A 15,009-nucleotide genomic window follows, 5' to 3' on the forward strand; every position below is an offset into this window, starting at 1 on the left:
TCGCGGATGAATCCGCTCCTACCGCCTTTGTTGTAGGAGCGGATTCATCCGCGAGGAGTCCCTCAGACACTCGGCAAATCCACCTCCCCCAACTGCCCCCCATACGGCCCGAAACTCCTTTCCACCAGCCTGCGCCGCCCATCCGCCTCCACAATCAACGCCGTACTCGCCCGCGTTCCGTAATTGGGGCTGGCAATGAACACGCTCGACAATAGGCTTTCCATCGCCACCCCCACGCCGGTGCTGGGCAGCTCCGCTTGCGGCGCCTTGTCGGGGTCGCTGAGCAGCGCCAGCAGCGCCTCGGGCTGTGGATAAGTCAGTGTGTGCTGCAACGCTTCACGGGCTTTCAGCAATTTTGGCCACGGCGTGTCCAAGCCGGCATTGGACAACCCGTACACGCCAGCGTCCAGATAGCGTGGCTGTGATTGGCGAGCGCTGAGGTAACACAGGTGCCGTGCATCGCCCACCAGCAGGTTGAACCCGCCGTACTCGGATGATCGGCCGCCCACCTCCAGCAAGTACTCATCGATTGGCTGCCCGCCGGTCAAAAATTGAGCAACCAGGTCGCCCCGCGAGCGTCGGCCCAAAGGCTGATCCGGGTCGCGGATATTGGTCAATGCGGCAAACCGACCATCAGGCCCGATGCCCAGCCAGGTGCCCCCGGCCTCTAGGTCGCGCCCGGCGAACACGCCTGGGGCATGCTCCCAAGCCGCCAGCGGCAGGGTAGGGCGGGCATAGAATTCATCACGGTTGGCCGCGACGATCAGCGGCTGGGCGTGGCCCGGCCGCCAGGCAAAAACAATCAGGCACATAGGTATTTCCCTGTGTTTTGTAGCCACTGTACTCAGGATTACACCCGCTATCCATCGCCAGAAGTGGAGCCGCAGCCCTTGCATCCGGTACCATGGCGCACAGTCTTGCGCATCACAATGTCGCAAATTTCATGCGCCCAGGCTGGAAAGCCCCGTGTGGCCAGCGCATAGTCGCGGTTTTATTTCTTTGCTCGCGGTGCTGGCACTCAGTATCGGTTTGAGCGACCCGCTCGTATTAAGGAGTTGCAATGCTGCCTTACCCGCAGATCGATCCGGTGGCCGTGGCCATCGGACCGCTTCAAATTCATTGGTATGGCCTGATGTACCTGATCGGTATCGGCAGCGCCTGGTTGCTGGCCTCCAGCCGACTGAACCGCTTCGACCCCACCTGGACCAAGGAGAAACTTTCCGACCTGGTGTTCTGGACGGCCATGGGCGTGATCGTCGGCGGGCGCCTGGGCTACGTGCTGTTTTATGACCTCAAGGTGTACATCGACAACCCCACGCTTATCTTCGAAGTGTGGAAGGGCGGCATGGCGTTCCACGGCGGCCTGATCGGCGTGATGCTGGCTACCTGGTGGTTCGGCCGCAAGAACGGCAAGTCGTTCTTCGAACTGATGGACTTCATCGCCCCGCTGGTACCGATCGGCCTTGGCGCCGGGCGTATCGGCAACTTCATCAATGCCGAGTTATGGGGCAAGCCGACCGACCTGCCGTGGGCCATGATCTTCCCGCCGTTCAGCGACCCGGCGCAATTGCCGCGCCACCCTTCGCAGCTCTACCAGTTCGCCCTGGAAGGCGTGGCACTGTTCTTGATCCTGTGGCTGTACTCGCGCAAACCGCGCCCGACCATGGCGGTTTCCGGGATGTTCGCGCTGTTCTACGGCATTTTCCGCTTCGTGGTCGAGTTCGTCCGCGTGCCGGATGCGCAACTGGGCTACCTGGCCTGGGGCTGGGTCACCATGGGTCAGATCCTCTGCCTGCCGATGATCCTCGGTGGTCTAGGCTTGATCTGGTATGCCTACCACCGCGCGCCGACCGCCAAGGGCGCCGCCGTTTAACCCCGATTTGATACGGTCGCGGCGCCTGCCGCGACCGAGCAGAGGCCTCAATGAAAGCGTACCTCGACCTGCTGACCGACGTGATCACCAATGGCATGACCAAGGGTGATCGCACCGGTACCGGCACCAAGGCAGTGTTTGCCCGCCAGTTCCGCCACAACCTGGCCGACGGCTTCCCGCTGCTGACCACCAAGAAGCTGCACTTCAAGAGCATCGCCAACGAGCTGATCTGGATGCTCAGTGGCAACACCAACGTCAAATGGCTGAATGAAAACGGCGTCAGCATCTGGGACGAATGGGCCACCGAGACCGGTGACCTGGGCCCGGTGTACGGCGAGCAGTGGACCGCCTGGCCGACCAAGGATGGCCGCACCATCAACCAGATCGACTACATGGTCGAGACGTTGAAGACCAACCCCAACAGCCGGCGTATCCTGTTCCACGGTTGGAACGTGGAATACCTGCCCGACGAGACCAAGAGCCCGCAGGAAAACGCCCGCAATGGCCTGCAGGCCTTGCCGCCTTGCCACCTGCTGTACCAGGCGTTCGTGCATGACGGTCACTTGTCGATGCAGTTGTACATCCGCAGCTCCGACGTGTTCCTGGGCCTGCCCTACAACACCGCGGCCCTGGCCTTGCTGACCCACATGCTGGCCCAGCAGTGCGACCTGATCCCCCACGAGATCATCGTCACCACGGGCGACACCCACGCCTACGCCAACCATATGGCGCAGATCCAGGAACAACTGAGCCGCGAACCGCGCAAGCTGCCGACCCTGGAGATCCTGCGCAAGCCGGCGTCGATCTACGACTATAAGTTCGAGGACTTTCAGATCGTGGATTATGACGCCCATCCGAGCATCAAGGCGCCTGTCGCCATCTGATGTTTACCGCACAGAGGGTTTGCGCCTTGCAAGCCCCTGTCGATTCACCGATCTAAGCCCAATCTACCCGGCTATTCTGCCGCTACCCGCCAAGCCTGCTCCGTTATTCTCGATTTCAGCCATGCCTTTGGGAACCTGGGGTCGTCATTGATCAATCGTGAGTTGTTAGAGAGCAGGAAGCTGCGGATTCTCCTGATAGAAAGCCATGCCTTCCAACTGTACGACACCCAAAGCCTGCTTTATGACTTGGGCTGCCATTACCTGACCCCGGTGATGAGCCGCGAAGAGTTGGCCCGCGTACTGGCCCATGCGCCTGGCCGGTTCGACCTGGCGATCTGCAGCGTAGGTACCTTTGACATGAGTAATTTGCAACTGGCGGACCTGGTGTATGCGACCCACAAAGTCGAGCACCTGGTGCTGCTGTCTGATGGTGACGTACCGCCGCCGCCCTTGCTGGCGCGGCAGGCACAGCGTTCGCCTCGACCCTTGTTAGGTATCCTGCAAAAGCCATTGGGGCGCCTGCCCATGATGGACCTGTTCGCCCGCGTGCTCGGCCTGCCGGTGCTACGCCAGGCCTGAAAGGCTGGCGCGCACGTGGGGCCGCCCGTCTGGGCCGTACAGCGCACCGCCGCCCAACTCGGTCAGGCAATTGAGAATGCGCTGGTTCTGCTGCAGGCGAACCCGCAGGGTTTCGCCATTGATCTGGTTGAGCTGACGGGCGCGACTGGCCAACTCCTGAAGCTTGAGCCAGCCAGACAGGCAGCCTTCGTCTTTCGCAGCCTGGGCCGCACCTTTCGCGCCCGGGGCATAGCCCCGGGTGCGCTGGGCGCGGCGGCGGGTGCTTTCGAGCTCTTCGAGGTTTTGCAACAGCGCCTGCTTGGTCGCCGTCAGGTCACCCAGTTGCTGGCCGTCGATGCGCGCCGTGGTCAAGGCCAGGCGCTCTTGTTCAAGCGCCTCGACCAGACGCCGGGTGGCCAGGTACTGAAGGCCTAGGTGTTTGGCGAGGCTCATGGCAGCAACCCTTGTTGGTGACTCACGCTGTGGTTTCGCCGCTCAGTTCCAGGACGCTGCTGGCCAGCCCCTCGCTGATGCGCGCGGAGCTGATTTGCAGCGTGCCTTCGCTGAGTGCCTGGCGAATCTCGTTCACCCGGTCCATGTCGATATCGCTGGCAGCGGCTGGCGAGAAGGACAGGCCTTCCTCCAGGTCACTGGTGGTGGTGGTGGCTGCCGCTTCCGTTTCGCTGGCCTCGCTGCGTTGCAGGCGTGCGTTGGCGGTCAGGTCGGTGTTGGGCAGTGTATTGCTGAGCGGAGTGCTGATTATTTTCACGATAGAATTTTCATAGTGGCCCTCTGCGCACTATCGGCACCGAGGAAATGAACTTGAATGCCGGGTTTCCAAAACTGCGATGCGCTCAATCACGCACCAGCAACCGATCGGGCCCGGTCACCTTGGCCTGCAGTACCTTGCCGCGGCCGCTGGCCACCCGCACTTCGTCGCCCAGGTAGCCGTTGTCCAGTGCCTTGCCGGCACGGCTGAGCATAAAGCCCAGCCCCTGAACCTGAACTGTAACCTGATGGTTTTGCTCTACCAGCCAGGCCTTTCGAAAGGCCGTCGACAGCAACGGGCTGGACGGGCTGAATGCCCGCGTGGCGCGTAAACCAATCAGGTCCTTGGGGTTCAACGCGGCATTGGCGGGCAGCTTGTCCAGCGGGCCGCTGCGCATCATCAGCATGTCGGCGTCGATCGCTTGCCCCGGGGCAATGCGACGGGGGCTGACCACGTAGCTACCCATCACCGCCACCTGCGCCTGCACGTAGTAGGCCGGCACACTTTGCCCGGCGCAGCGCACCCCCACCATGACTTTGCCAAAGCCGCGTTGCTCGGGATGTTGCAGGTAGGGCCTTGGGTCAGTGCAGCGATCCTCGGCGTTGTGCAACTCGATTTTGGGGTGGTGGCTATTGGCGGGCAGCCCCTTGAGCAATAGCTCACGCACCCGGGTTTCGGTGAGCCCGGCATCGGCACGGGCCTCGCCGCCAAGCGAAAGCGACAGGGTCGCGCATAGGTAAACGCACACCGCGGCAAGCCTTGGGCCGCGCAGTGGTACGAGGGCTGAGCATCTGATCATCGGCGATTTCGTCTCGGGTTCGTGCAGGTGATTCTAGAGCGCGGCGCCGCGATGCAAGGTCGGAAGTGGTCGCAAAATGTCTGCCTGTTTCAGCCTTTGGCTCGGCAAGCGAGCGACTAATCTGCGCGCCTTCCTTTTCCCAATGCCAGAGGCCGCCAGCATGATCGACAAGCTCGACACCGAGCTGAGCTTTCAGCAGAACGCGCTGAGCCTGCGTGCCGAACGCCAGCAGGTATTGGCCAACAACATCGCTAACGCCGACACGCCCGCCTACCGCGCGCGTGACTTCGACTTCTCCACGGAGCTGGCCAGCGCCCTCAAGCAAGGGCCCGGCAGGGCATCAGGGATGAGCCTGGCGACCACCTCCGAGCGGCACATGGCGGCCTCACTGAACGGCACCTCGCTGCACGAGTTGCTGTACCGGGTGCCCGACCAGCCGAGCCTGGACGGCAACACCGTGGACATGGATCGCGAGCGCGCCCAATTCAGCGACAACGCCGTGCGCTACGAGGCCAGCCTCACCTTTCTGAACAGCCGCCTGCAAGAGCTGAAAACAGCCATGCAGTCCGAATAGAGCAGGTACTTCCCATGTCGATGTTCAACATTTTCGATATCGCCGGCTCCGCGCTCAGCGCGCAGTCGCAGCGTATGAACGTGACTGCCAGCAACCTGGCCAACGCCGACAGCGTCAGCGGCCCCGATGGCCTGCCGTACCGCGCTCGCCAGGTGGTGTTCGAGGCTCAGGCACAAGGGCTGGGCACTGGCGGCGTGAGGGTCGCCCAAGTGGTGGAAGACACCTCGCCACTGCGCCAGGAATACCGCCCCGGCGACCCGATGGCCGATGCCAACGGCTACGTGAGCATGCCCAACGTAGAGCCGGTGGGCGAGATGGTGAACATGATTTCCGCTTCGCGCTCCTACCAGGCCAACGTCGAGGTGATGAGCACGAGCAAGCAACTGATGCTCAAGACATTGACCCTCGGAGAGTCCTGACAATGACCACCAACACCATCAGCAGCTCGTTGCTGTCGACCATCAACGGCACCTCGAGTACCACCTCGACCACCACCACCACGGCCGACGACCTGCAAAGCCAGTTCCTCACCCTACTGGTGACCGAGCTGCAGAACCAGGACCCGTCCGAGCCCATGGACAACACCGAGATGGTCACCCAGCTGGCACAGATCAACATGGTCAGCGGCATCTCGTCGCTGGACGACACGCTCACCAGCATCTCCGGGCAGATCGATACCAGCCAGGCCTTGCAAGCTTCGGCCCTGGTCGGCAAGGGCATATTGGTGGACGGCTCGGCGATCCAAGTCGAGAGCGGCGAGGCCACGACCTATGGCGTGAACCTGGGTGGCGACGCCGACACCGTGACCGCGGTGATCACCGACAGCAGCGGCAACGTGGTGCGCACCATCGATGTGGGCGACCTGGACGAAGGCATCCACTCCCTGAGCTGGGATGGTCTGGAAGACGATGGCACCACGGCCGCCGATGGCGATTACACCGTGAGCATCACTGCCAGCCTGGACGGCACTGCCGTGACCGCGACCGCGCTGAACTACGCCACGGTTTCCGGCGTGAGCACCGACGACAGCAGCGACGTGGAACTGCAGCTGGGTGACAACAGCGACACCGTCAGCCTCAGCGACATCCGCCTGTTGCTGTAGCAACCCGGCGCCCACAACACCTCGTGACTGTCGCGGCGCCAGTGCCGCCAGGTCTTAATCGGCTTCAAGGAGCGAAACATGGGTTTCTCGCAATCTCTCAGTGGTCTGGCTGCGGCTTCCACTGACCTCAGCGTCATCAGCAACAACATCTCCAACTCCGAAACCGTGGGTTTCAAGAGCTCGTCCACGCAGTTCGCCGACGTCTACGCCGACGCCGAAGTGGGCCTGGGGACCAGCGTCGCAGGCGTGGTGCAGAGCTTCGAGTCCGGTAGCCTGACCACCACCGATAACACCCTGGACCTGGCTGTCAGCGGCGACGGTTTCTTCGTGTTCAACGACGGCACCACCACCACCTATTCGCGTAACGGCCAGTTGACCCTGAGTGCCGACGGCTACCTGCAGAATGCCTCGGGCGCGAACCTGGTGGGCGTCAACGGAGTGATCCAGATTTCTTCCGCCGGCATGCCGGCCAGCGCCACCACTGAGCTCGACGCCACGCTGAACCTGGACTCCAGTTCCGACGTGATCACCGCCGATTTCGACCAGACCGACTCCACCACCTACGACTACTCCACCAGCGCCACCGTGTATGACTCGCTGGGCAACAGCCACACCATGACGCTGTACTTCGCCAAGAGCGATGAAAACACCTGGGACGTCTACACCGCGGTGGATGGCAACCTGCTGACCAACGACGACGGCACCGCCCAGACCCAGAGCGTGGCGTTCGATAGCAGCGGCCTTTTGACCAGCGGTGGCACGGCCACCTACACCTACGATCCGGATAACGGTGCGGCCGACATGAGCATCGACCTGGACCTGACCGGCACCACTCAGTTCGGTAACGACTTCGAACTGTCGAGCAGCTCCCAGGACGGCTACACCTCGGGCAGCCTGACCGGTTTCACCATCGACGACAGCGGCAACGTGGTCGCCAGCTACTCCAATGACGAGACCCAGATTGTCGACCAGATCGTGCTGGCCACCTTCAACAACGAACAGGGCCTCAAGGCCGTGGGCGACAACAGCTGGGTCGCCACCTCCGAATCCGGCGTGGCCTTGCTGGGCACTCCCGGTACCGGCCAGCTGGGCACCATCGCCAGCGGCGTGACCGAAGACTCCAACGTCGACCTGACCACCGAACTGGTGAACCTGATCATTGCCCAGCGCAACTTCCAGGCCAATGCCCAGGCGGTGTCGACCCAGAGTGACGTGCTTCAGGAAGCGGTGAACCTGGGGAATTAATTCGTGGATCGCATGCTTTTTACCGCCATGAGCGGGGCCAACCAATCCCTGGACCAACAGGCGGTGGTGGCCAACAACCTGGCCAACCTGGTGACTCCGGGTTTTCGTTCGCAACTGGCGCAAATGCAGGCCGTGCCGGTGCCCGGCGAAGGCTTGCCAACGCGGGTTTCGGTGGCGGCCACCGGTGCAGGTGTGGATTGGACCCAGGGGCCGGTGACCCGCACCGACCGTTCGTTGGATGTTGCCTTGGGCGACAACGGCATGCTCGCCGTGCAGACCGCCGATGGCAGCGAGGCTTACACCCGCCGTGGCGATTTGCAGGTGGACGGTGGCGGCGCGCTTACCGTGGGTGGCCGGCCGGTAATCGGTGAAGGCGGCCCCATCAGTGTGCCGCTGGGCAGTGAAGTGAGCATCGGCAACGACGGCACCCTGACCGCGCGCGAGCAAGGCCAAGACCCCAAGGGCCTGGCCCAGGTCGGGCGGCTGAAGCTGGTCTCGGCCCTGCCGGGCACCGTGGTGGCTGGCGCCGATGGTTTGTTTCGCACGCCACCAGCTGCCGACGGCACGACGCAGCCGCTGCCTGCCGACGAAACCATGCGCCTGACCCCCGGCAACCTGGAGGGCAGCAACATCAGCCCGACCAACGCCATGGTGGCGATGATCGACAACGCCCGGCGCTACGAAATGCAGATGAAGGTTATCAGCACCGCCGACGAAAACGCCAAGAGCGCCAACAGCCTGCTGAGCCTGCAGGGCTGACACCCGGAATGAATGAGGAATGATCGATGATCCGATCGCTGTGGACCGCAAAGACCGGACTGGAAGCCCAACAGTCGCAGATGGACGTGATTGCCAACAACCTGGCCAACGTCAGTACCAATGGCTTCAAGCGCTCGCGCGCGGTATTCGAAGACCTGGTGTACCAGAACATGCGCCAGCCCGGAGCCCAGAGCACCACCCAGACCAAGCTGCCTTCGGGCCTGCAGGTGGGCACGGGGGTGCGCCAGGTGGCGACCGAACGCCTGCACACCCAGGGCAACCTGGAGCAGACCGACAGCTCTGAAGACCTGGCCATCAACGGCACCGGCTTTTTCGAAGTGGACATGCCCGACGGCAGCACCGCCTACACCCGCGACGGCAGCTTTCAGCTGGACGCCAACGGCCAGATGGTCACGTCCAACGGCTACACCCTGACCGGCGGCATCACCATCCCCAGTACCGCCACTTCGGTGTCGGTCAGCTCCGACGGTATCGTCTCGGTGGTGCAGTCGGGCTCGGCTACCTCCACCCAAGTCGGCCAGTTGAACCTGGCACTTTTCATCAATCCGGCCGGCCTGCAGAGCATCGGCCAGAACCTGTACCTGGAAACCGATGCCTCGGGTACGCCCACCGAAACCACGCCGGGCCTCAACGGCGGCGGCACGCTGTCCCAGGGCTACGTGGAAACCTCTAACGTCAACGTGGTGGAGGAGATGGTCAGCATGATCCAGACCCAGCGCGCCTATGAGATCAATAGCAAGGCGGTGGACGCGTCGGACCAGATGCTGCAGCGCCTGACGCAACTATGAGCCGCCTGATGCCCGACTCATTCAAGCTGTGCGTGTGCCTGGCCGTGGTGCTGCTGGGGGGGTGCGAGGTGCTGCCGCGCACGCCGGTGGTCAAGGATGAAAACATGGTGGTGCCGCCCCTGCCGCCGCGCGACATGGACGGCTCGATTTACCAGCTCAGCCGTTTACAACCGCTGTTCGAAGACCGGCGCCCACGCATGGTGGGCGACACCTTGACCATTACGTTGAACGAGCAAGTCAGCGCCAGCAAGAACTCGGCGTCCAATGCCGGGCGCAGCGGCTCGACCGGCATCAGCATGAAAGCCACGTCCAGCCGCGCGTCGCAAGAGGGCAGCTACGGCCTGGATGCCTCGGTGGACAATGACTTCACCGGCAGTGGCGGCTCCAAAGCCACCAATTCCTTTACCGGCACCATCGCCGTGGCGGTGATGCAAATCATGCCCAACGGCAACCTGCGGGTGCGGGGCGAGAAGCAGATCGCGATCAACCAGGGCACCGAATACATCCGTTTTTCCGGCTTGATCAACCCGCGCACCATCACCGGCGATAACACCGTGTCTTCGACTCAGGTCTCCGAAGCGCGCATCGAGTACGTCGGCGACGGCTACATCAACGAAGCGCAGCGCATGGGCTGGCTGCATCGCTTGTTCCTCAACGTTTCTCCATTCTGAGGCCGGGTGCCATGGCTAAACTAAATTTTTTGCCCGGGCTTGCGGGCACGTTGCTGGCGCTGCTCGGGCTGGTTGCCACGGCGCAGGCCGAACAGATCCGCGACATCGCCGAGTTTGCCGGCGTGCGCCCCAATAGCCTGGTCGGCTACGGCCTGGTGGTGGGCCTGGATGGCAGTGGCGACCAGACCACGCAGAGTCCGTTTACCGAGCAAAGCCTGAGCAACATGCTTTCGCAACTGGGCCTGACCCTGCCGGCCAACGCCAACATGCAGATGCGCAACATTGCTGCGGTGATGGTCACCGCCGACCTGCCGGCCTTCGCGCGGCCGGGGCAGCAAATCGACGTGGTGGTGTCCTCGTTCGGCAATGCCCGCAGCTTGCGCGGCGGTACCTTGTTGATGACGCCACTCAAGGGCGCCGATGGCGATATCTACGCCATGGCTCAGGGCAACCTGCTGGTAGGTGGTGCAGGTGGCTCGGCCAATGGCAGCAGCGTGACCGTCAACCAGCTGGCCGGCGGCCGCATCCCCCGTGGCGCGGTGGTCGAGCGCGAAGTGCAGTTGCGCCTGGGCGGCAACGACGGCAGCCTCAACCTGTACCTCAACGACGCCGACTTCGCCACGGCGCAGCGGGTGGTCTACGCCATCAACACGGACTTCCGGCGCACCGTGGCCTCGGCCCTCAACGGCGGCACCATCGCCTTGCAAGGGCCGATATCGCCCAACGAAAGGGTGAACTTCATTGCCCGTGTCGAAGCCATTTCGGTGCTGCCGGCAGATTCACGGCCCAAGGTCATCATCGATTCGCGCACCGGCTCCGTAGTGCTCAACAGCCAGGTCAAACTGGGCCGCGCGGCGGTTGCCCACGGTAACCTCTCGGTGATCATCGACACCACCAACCAGGTCAGCCAGCCGGGTGCGTTCAGCCAGGGCCAGACGGCGAGCACCGCCAACAGCAGTATCTCGGTGCAGGAGCAAGGTGGTGCGTTGCACCTGGTGGAGGGCAGCGCCAACCTGATGGACGTGGTCAAGGGCCTCAATGCCCTGGGCGCCACGCCTTCGGACCTGATGGTGATTTTGCAGGCACTCAAGGCAGCGGGCGCATTGCATGCCGACCTGGAGATCATCTGATGAGCCTGGCGAGCAGCACCGACGGCTTCGCCCTGGATGTGCAAGGCCTGGACGCCCTCAAGCGCAGCGCACACAAGGACTCGGCCGCCGGTATCAAGGAGGCATCCAAGCAGTTCGAGGCGCTGTTCTTGCAGATGATGCTCAAGAGCATGCGTGCGGCCATCCCCAAGTCGAGCATGGACCAGGACTCGCAAACCAGCCTGTACACCGAAATGCTCGACCAGCAGTGGGCCCAGAGCCTGGCGGGCCGGGGCATGGGCTTGGCCGACCAGTTGAGCGGTGCCTTGGGCGCCAACAAGGCCGCGATTGCCGAGGCCGCCCCGCAAGCGCCGAAGGATTCGCCTTTCGGCGGCCTGACGATCAATACCCGCCAGGCTTACCAGGCCTGGAAGCGCCGGGAAATGCCCGGCGAAGCCGTGGAGCGTGCCGCCCATGTCGACGACTTTGTCGCACGCATGCGCGGCCCGGCGCAGCGGGTGGCGCAAAACAGCGGCATCCCCGCCGAACTGATTTTGGCCCAGGCGGCATTGGAAACTGACTGGGGACGCCGGCAGATCACCACCGCCAGCGGTGCGGACAGCCACAACCTGTTCGGCATCAAGGCCGGTGGCCAGTGGCGCGGTGCGACCACCGAGGTGCTGACCACCGAGTACGACCAGGGTCAGGCACATAAACAAAGGGAAAGCTTTCGCGCCTACCCCAGCTACGACGCCGCCTTTGCCGACTACGCCCGGTTGATCGGCAACAACGACAACTATGCCGGCGTGCTCGCCGCGCCCAACCCTTTGCAGGCCGCCCGCGCGCTGCAGCAGGGCGGCTACGCCACCGATCCGCACTACGCCGACAAATTAATCTCGGTAATGGCCACCATCGGACCGCTGCGCGACGAAATCCAGACCGCGCGCCTGCAAGAAAATCGCTGAAAACCACGCCGATTTTTAAAGTTTTTCGCTAATCGGCCGATAACACGTGGCACGTCGTGCAGGAATTATTTATGAGCATTATATCGATCGGTGTCAGCGGCCTGAATGCCGCACAAGTCGCGCTGACCACCAGCAGCAACAACATCACCAACGTGTACACCGATGGCTATAACCTGGAGACCGCGAAGCTGGCCGCGAGTACCTCCGGCGGGGTAGAGGTGACGACCGTTGATCGTACCTTCGATCAGTTTATCGCAACCCAGCTCAATGCTTCCACCAGCACCGAAAGTGCCTTGAGCACGTATTCCACCGAAGTGTCGCAGATCGATGACCTGCTCAGTGACAGCACCTCGGACCTGGACACCCTGATGCAGGACTTTTTCTCGTCGCTGCAAACCCTGACCTCCGACGCCGGCGACTCCGCCACCCGCGAAGAAGTGATCGGCTCGGCCGAAACCCTGACCTCGCAGTTCAACCTGCTGGGCAGCTACCTGGACGATATGCAAAGCAGCGTTTCGGACCAGATCGGTGACTCGGTGGACCAGGTCAACGACCTGACCAGCCAGATTGCCAGCCTGAACAAACAAATCAGCAACTTGGGCAGCGTCAGCGACAGCGCCGCCAATACCTTGCTTGACCAACGTGACGCCCTGGTTACCTCGCTCAGTGCCCTGGTCGATGTCGACGTCACCGAAGAAGACAACGGCAGCTACAGCGTCAGCCTGAGCAACGGCCTGTCGCTGGTGTCCGGCTCCAAGAGCTCGGAGCTGGTGGCCACGGCGTCGTCCAGCGACCCCGAGCAGACCACCGTCAGCTACGTGGACGCGGCGGGCAATGTCACCTCGCTGGCGGACTTGACCATTACCGGCGGCACCCTGGGCGGCCTGCTGAGCTTCCAGAACGACACTCTGAGCACCGCGCAAAATGCCCTGGGGCAAATGGCCGTGGCCCTCGCCGTATCGTTCAACGCCTTGCAGGAAAGCGGCGTGGACCTCAACGGCGATACCGGCACGGCATTCTTCTCCGTGGCGGACCCGGTGATCTACAGCGATGCCGATAACACCGGCAGTGCCAGCCTGAGCGCGACCTTTTCCGATGACATCAGCGACCTGACCACCAGCAACTACACCGTCAGCTACTCGGACAGCGATGGCTACAGCGTGACCGACGCCTCCACGGGCGAGGCCGTGGACGCCACTTACGACGCCACGGCGGGTACCCTGACTTTCGGCGGCCTGAGCGTGAGCATCAGCGGAACCGCCGCCGACGGCGACAGCTTCCTGATCAAGCCATTGAGCAACGCGGCCAGCAGCTTGACCACGGTCATCGATGACCCCTCGTTGATCGCCGCCGGTACCACCAGCGGCGAAAGCGACAACAGTGTCGCGCTGCTGATGCTCGACCTGCAGAACCAGGACCTTGTCGGTGGTTCGTCGACCTTGAGCGAAGCCTATGCCTCGCTGGTCAACGACATCGGCAGCACCACCAGCTCGATCAGTACCCAACTGGACTCCCAGACCAGCGTCACCGAACAATTGACCACCCTGCAGTCGTCCTCGTCGGGCGTGAACCTGGATGAAGAGGCCGCGGACCTGGTGCGCTACCAGGCCTATTACCAGGCCTGCGCGAAAATCGTCGAAGTGGGCTCCACGGTGCTCGACACCATACTTGGCCTCGACGCCTGACCGGCAAGGAGATAGCAGCATGCGCATCAGTACCTCGACGGTGTACACCACTGGCCTGAACAACATGCTCACCCAGGAGAGCGCCTACCTGGACGCCAGCAACGTGGTGTCCAGTGGCAAGCGGGTGGTTAACCCCTCGGACGACTCCTCGGCAGCGTCCCAGGCCGTGGCAGTGCAGCAGGCCTCGGCGCTCAACGATCAATACGCCGACACCCGCAGCACGGTCAGCAGTTCGCTGGCCACCGAAGAAACCACCCTGGACAGCATCAGTGACGCCATCGTCAGTGCCAAGACCCTGCTGATCCAGGCGGGCGACGGCACCCTCAGCGATGAAGACCGGGCATCCATCGCCACTTCGCTGCAAGGGATCTACGACACCCTGGTGTCGCTGAGCAACACCACCGACAGCAGCGGCAATTACATCTTTTCCGGTTACCAGACCCAGAGCCAGGCCTTCACCGAGGACGCCGACGGCAACGTCGTCTACCAGGGTGATGACAACGTGGTGAGCCAGCAGGTCAGCGCAACCACTAGCATGGCCACGGGCGACAACGGCGCCACGGTGTTCATGAGCGTGGGCAGTTCGGCCGGCTTCCTGGCCACGGCCGCCAGCGACAACACCGGCACCGTGACCTTCGATGGCCCGGACATCACCGACACCAGCGACGCCAACTATGGCACCGGGTTCACCCTGACCTTTGCCGTGGACGACGATGGCGTGGCCACCTACAGCATCGATGGCGGCGATGCAGTTGCCTACGAGTCGGGCGATACCCTGGAAATCAACGGCCTGTCGCTGACCCTGGAAGGCGCGCCGGCAGACGGTGACAGCATCAGCGTGAGTGCCGCCGCCGACGCCGAGCCCAACCTGTTCACCACCCTGGCCAACGTCATCGCGGCGCTCAACACGCCCACCTCGGACGACGACACGGCTGCCGCCGCCTTGGCCAACACCCTGTCCACCAGCAGCCGCGAACTGGATAACGCCTTGGACAACGTTCTGACCGTGCGCACTTCGGTGGGCACGCGCATGAACGAGTTGGATGTGCTGGACACGGTGGGCGACTCCATGGCGCTGACGTACGCCACGCGGCTGTCGGACCTGACCGACGCCGACTACACCGAGTCGGTATCCACCTACACCTCGCTGCAAGTGGCACTGCAGGCGGCCCAGCAAACCTTCGCCAGCGTTCAGGACATGAGCCTGTTCGACTACATCTGACGGCGG

At 63.0% G+C, this 15,009-nt stretch carries 18 protein-coding genes; 14 read left to right on the forward strand and 4 right to left on the reverse strand.

The features are described from left to right. Positions 1 to 62 precede the first annotated feature (62 nt). Positions 63 to 812 (reverse strand): NRDE family protein, encoded by a 750-nt coding sequence (locus L9B60_RS12895; RefSeq protein WP_249679174.1) that lies wholly within the window; start codon positions 810 to 812, stop codon positions 63 to 65. Between the two features lie 248 nt (positions 813 to 1,060). Between L9B60_RS12895 and lgt the strand changes: the two genes are divergently transcribed. The 3 genes from lgt (at position 1,061) to L9B60_RS12910 (ending at position 3,336) form a co-directional block, all read left to right on the forward strand. Then, positions 1,061 to 1,873 (forward strand): prolipoprotein diacylglyceryl transferase, encoded by an 813-nt coding sequence (gene lgt / locus L9B60_RS12900; protein WP_249679176.1) that lies wholly within the window; start codon positions 1,061 to 1,063, stop codon positions 1,871 to 1,873. A 50-nt stretch (positions 1,874 to 1,923) separates the two neighbouring features. Continuing rightward, the gene (locus L9B60_RS12905) at positions 1,924 to 2,757 is read left to right on the forward strand and encodes a thymidylate synthase (RefSeq protein WP_249679178.1); all 834 of its coding nucleotides are present in this window, start codon (positions 1,924 to 1,926) and stop codon (positions 2,755 to 2,757) included. A 147-nt stretch (positions 2,758 to 2,904) separates the two neighbouring features. Further along, on the forward strand, positions 2,905 to 3,336 hold the full coding sequence (locus L9B60_RS12910) for a hypothetical protein (protein WP_249679180.1): 432 nt from the start codon (positions 2,905 to 2,907) through the stop codon (positions 3,334 to 3,336). Here the strand turns inward: L9B60_RS12910 and L9B60_RS12915 are convergent. From L9B60_RS12915 to flgA, 3 genes are all read right to left on the reverse strand, one after another. Then, complete coding sequence (locus L9B60_RS12915) at positions 3,322 to 3,768, reverse strand: flagella synthesis protein FlgN (RefSeq protein ID WP_249679182.1); 447 nt, start codon at positions 3,766 to 3,768, stop codon at positions 3,322 to 3,324. The genes L9B60_RS12910 and L9B60_RS12915 overlap by 15 nt on opposite strands. Positions 3,769 to 3,790: 22 nt before the next feature. Further along, a complete protein-coding gene (gene flgM, locus L9B60_RS12920; protein ID WP_249679184.1) occupies positions 3,791 to 4,084 on the reverse strand; it encodes a flagellar biosynthesis anti-sigma factor FlgM in 294 nt (97 codons plus the stop codon). 85 nt (positions 4,085 to 4,169) lie between these two features. Beyond that, positions 4,170 to 4,883 (reverse strand): flagellar basal body P-ring formation chaperone FlgA, encoded by a 714-nt coding sequence (gene flgA, locus L9B60_RS12925; RefSeq protein ID WP_249679186.1) that lies wholly within the window; start codon positions 4,881 to 4,883, stop codon positions 4,170 to 4,172. Positions 4,884 to 5,043: 160 nt separating this feature from the next. On the opposite strand from flgA, the gene flgB reads away from it, so the two are divergent. The 11 genes from flgB to flgL all read left to right on the forward strand — a co-directional run bounded on the left by flgB (position 5,044) and on the right by flgL (position 15,003). Continuing rightward, positions 5,044 to 5,457, forward strand: a complete 414-nt coding sequence (gene flgB / locus L9B60_RS12930) for a flagellar basal body rod protein FlgB (RefSeq protein ID WP_249679188.1) — start codon at positions 5,044 to 5,046, stop codon at positions 5,455 to 5,457. A 14-nt stretch (positions 5,458 to 5,471) separates the two neighbouring features. Continuing rightward, the gene (gene flgC, locus L9B60_RS12935) at positions 5,472 to 5,876 is read left to right on the forward strand and encodes a flagellar basal body rod protein FlgC (RefSeq protein ID WP_249679190.1); all 405 of its coding nucleotides are present in this window, start codon (positions 5,472 to 5,474) and stop codon (positions 5,874 to 5,876) included. A gap of 2 nt (positions 5,877 to 5,878) precedes the next feature. Further along, positions 5,879 to 6,559 (forward strand): flagellar hook assembly protein FlgD, encoded by a 681-nt coding sequence (locus L9B60_RS12940; protein WP_249679191.1) that lies wholly within the window; start codon positions 5,879 to 5,881, stop codon positions 6,557 to 6,559. A 78-nt stretch (positions 6,560 to 6,637) separates the two neighbouring features. Then, positions 6,638 to 7,804, forward strand: coding sequence for a flagellar hook protein FlgE (gene flgE, locus L9B60_RS12945; protein WP_249679193.1), 1,167 nt, complete (start codon positions 6,638 to 6,640; stop codon positions 7,802 to 7,804). A 12-nt stretch (positions 7,805 to 7,816) separates the two neighbouring features. Then, positions 7,817 to 8,563, forward strand: a complete 747-nt coding sequence (locus L9B60_RS12950) for a flagellar basal body rod protein FlgF (protein WP_283780638.1) — start codon at positions 7,817 to 7,819, stop codon at positions 8,561 to 8,563. Positions 8,564 to 8,589: 26 nt separating this feature from the next. Beyond that, positions 8,590 to 9,372, forward strand: a complete 783-nt coding sequence (gene flgG, locus L9B60_RS12955) for a flagellar basal-body rod protein FlgG (protein ID WP_249679197.1) — start codon at positions 8,590 to 8,592, stop codon at positions 9,370 to 9,372. 8 nt (positions 9,373 to 9,380) lie between these two features. Continuing rightward, positions 9,381 to 10,043, forward strand: a complete 663-nt coding sequence (locus L9B60_RS12960; protein WP_249679199.1) for a flagellar basal body L-ring protein FlgH — start codon at positions 9,381 to 9,383, stop codon at positions 10,041 to 10,043. 11 nt (positions 10,044 to 10,054) lie between these two features. Beyond that, positions 10,055 to 11,173 (forward strand): flagellar basal body P-ring protein FlgI, encoded by a 1,119-nt coding sequence (locus tag L9B60_RS12965; RefSeq protein ID WP_249679201.1) that lies wholly within the window; start codon positions 10,055 to 10,057, stop codon positions 11,171 to 11,173. Further along, a complete protein-coding gene (flgJ, locus tag L9B60_RS12970; protein ID WP_249679202.1) occupies positions 11,173 to 12,096 on the forward strand; it encodes a flagellar assembly peptidoglycan hydrolase FlgJ in 924 nt (307 codons plus the stop codon). The genes L9B60_RS12965 and flgJ overlap by 1 nt, the downstream gene beginning before the upstream one ends. Before the next feature lie 71 nt (positions 12,097 to 12,167). Next, positions 12,168 to 13,781 carry a flagellar hook-associated protein FlgK gene (gene flgK, locus L9B60_RS12975; protein WP_249679204.1) on the forward strand — a complete coding sequence of 538 codons (1,614 nt, stop codon included), beginning with the start codon at positions 12,168 to 12,170 and terminating at the stop codon, positions 13,779 to 13,781. 19 nt (positions 13,782 to 13,800) lie between these two features. Beyond that, positions 13,801 to 15,003, forward strand: coding sequence for a flagellar hook-associated protein FlgL (gene flgL / locus L9B60_RS12980; RefSeq protein ID WP_249679205.1), 1,203 nt, complete (start codon positions 13,801 to 13,803; stop codon positions 15,001 to 15,003). Positions 15,004 to 15,009: the final 6 nt, after the last annotated feature.

Source organism: Pseudomonas abieticivorans, from assembly GCF_023509015.1.
GTDB lineage: Bacteria > Pseudomonadota > Gammaproteobacteria > Pseudomonadales > Pseudomonadaceae > Aquipseudomonas > Aquipseudomonas abieticivorans.

Excerpts from the sequence above, each read along its gene's own strand:
- L9B60_RS12895 (WP_249679174.1), bottom strand. The coding sequence starts at position 812 with ATGTGCCTGATTGTTTTTGCCTGGCGGCCGGGCCACGCCCAGCCGCTG.
- lgt (WP_249679176.1), top strand. The coding sequence starts at position 1,061 with ATGCTGCCTTACCCGCAGATCGATCCGGTGGCCGTGGCCATCGGACCG.
- L9B60_RS12905 (WP_249679178.1), top strand. The coding sequence starts at position 1,924 with ATGAAAGCGTACCTCGACCTGCTGACCGACGTGATCACCAATGGCATG.
- L9B60_RS12915 (WP_249679182.1), bottom strand. The coding sequence starts at position 3,768 with ATGAGCCTCGCCAAACACCTAGGCCTTCAGTACCTGGCCACCCGGCGT.
- flgA (WP_249679186.1), bottom strand. The coding sequence starts at position 4,883 with ATGATCAGATGCTCAGCCCTCGTACCACTGCGCGGCCCAAGGCTTGCC.
- flgB (WP_249679188.1), top strand. The coding sequence starts at position 5,044 with ATGATCGACAAGCTCGACACCGAGCTGAGCTTTCAGCAGAACGCGCTG.
- flgC (WP_249679190.1), top strand. The coding sequence starts at position 5,472 with ATGTCGATGTTCAACATTTTCGATATCGCCGGCTCCGCGCTCAGCGCG.
- L9B60_RS12940 (WP_249679191.1), top strand. The coding sequence starts at position 5,879 with ATGACCACCAACACCATCAGCAGCTCGTTGCTGTCGACCATCAACGGC.
- flgE (WP_249679193.1), top strand. The coding sequence starts at position 6,638 with ATGGGTTTCTCGCAATCTCTCAGTGGTCTGGCTGCGGCTTCCACTGAC.
- L9B60_RS12950 (WP_283780638.1), top strand. The coding sequence starts at position 7,817 with ATGCTTTTTACCGCCATGAGCGGGGCCAACCAATCCCTGGACCAACAG.
- flgG (WP_249679197.1), top strand. The coding sequence starts at position 8,590 with ATGATCCGATCGCTGTGGACCGCAAAGACCGGACTGGAAGCCCAACAG.
- L9B60_RS12960 (WP_249679199.1), top strand. The coding sequence starts at position 9,381 with ATGCCCGACTCATTCAAGCTGTGCGTGTGCCTGGCCGTGGTGCTGCTG.
- L9B60_RS12965 (WP_249679201.1), top strand. The coding sequence starts at position 10,055 with ATGGCTAAACTAAATTTTTTGCCCGGGCTTGCGGGCACGTTGCTGGCG.
- flgJ (WP_249679202.1), top strand. The coding sequence starts at position 11,173 with ATGAGCCTGGCGAGCAGCACCGACGGCTTCGCCCTGGATGTGCAAGGC.
- flgK (WP_249679204.1), top strand. The coding sequence starts at position 12,168 with ATGAGCATTATATCGATCGGTGTCAGCGGCCTGAATGCCGCACAAGTC.
- flgL (WP_249679205.1), top strand. The coding sequence starts at position 13,801 with ATGCGCATCAGTACCTCGACGGTGTACACCACTGGCCTGAACAACATG.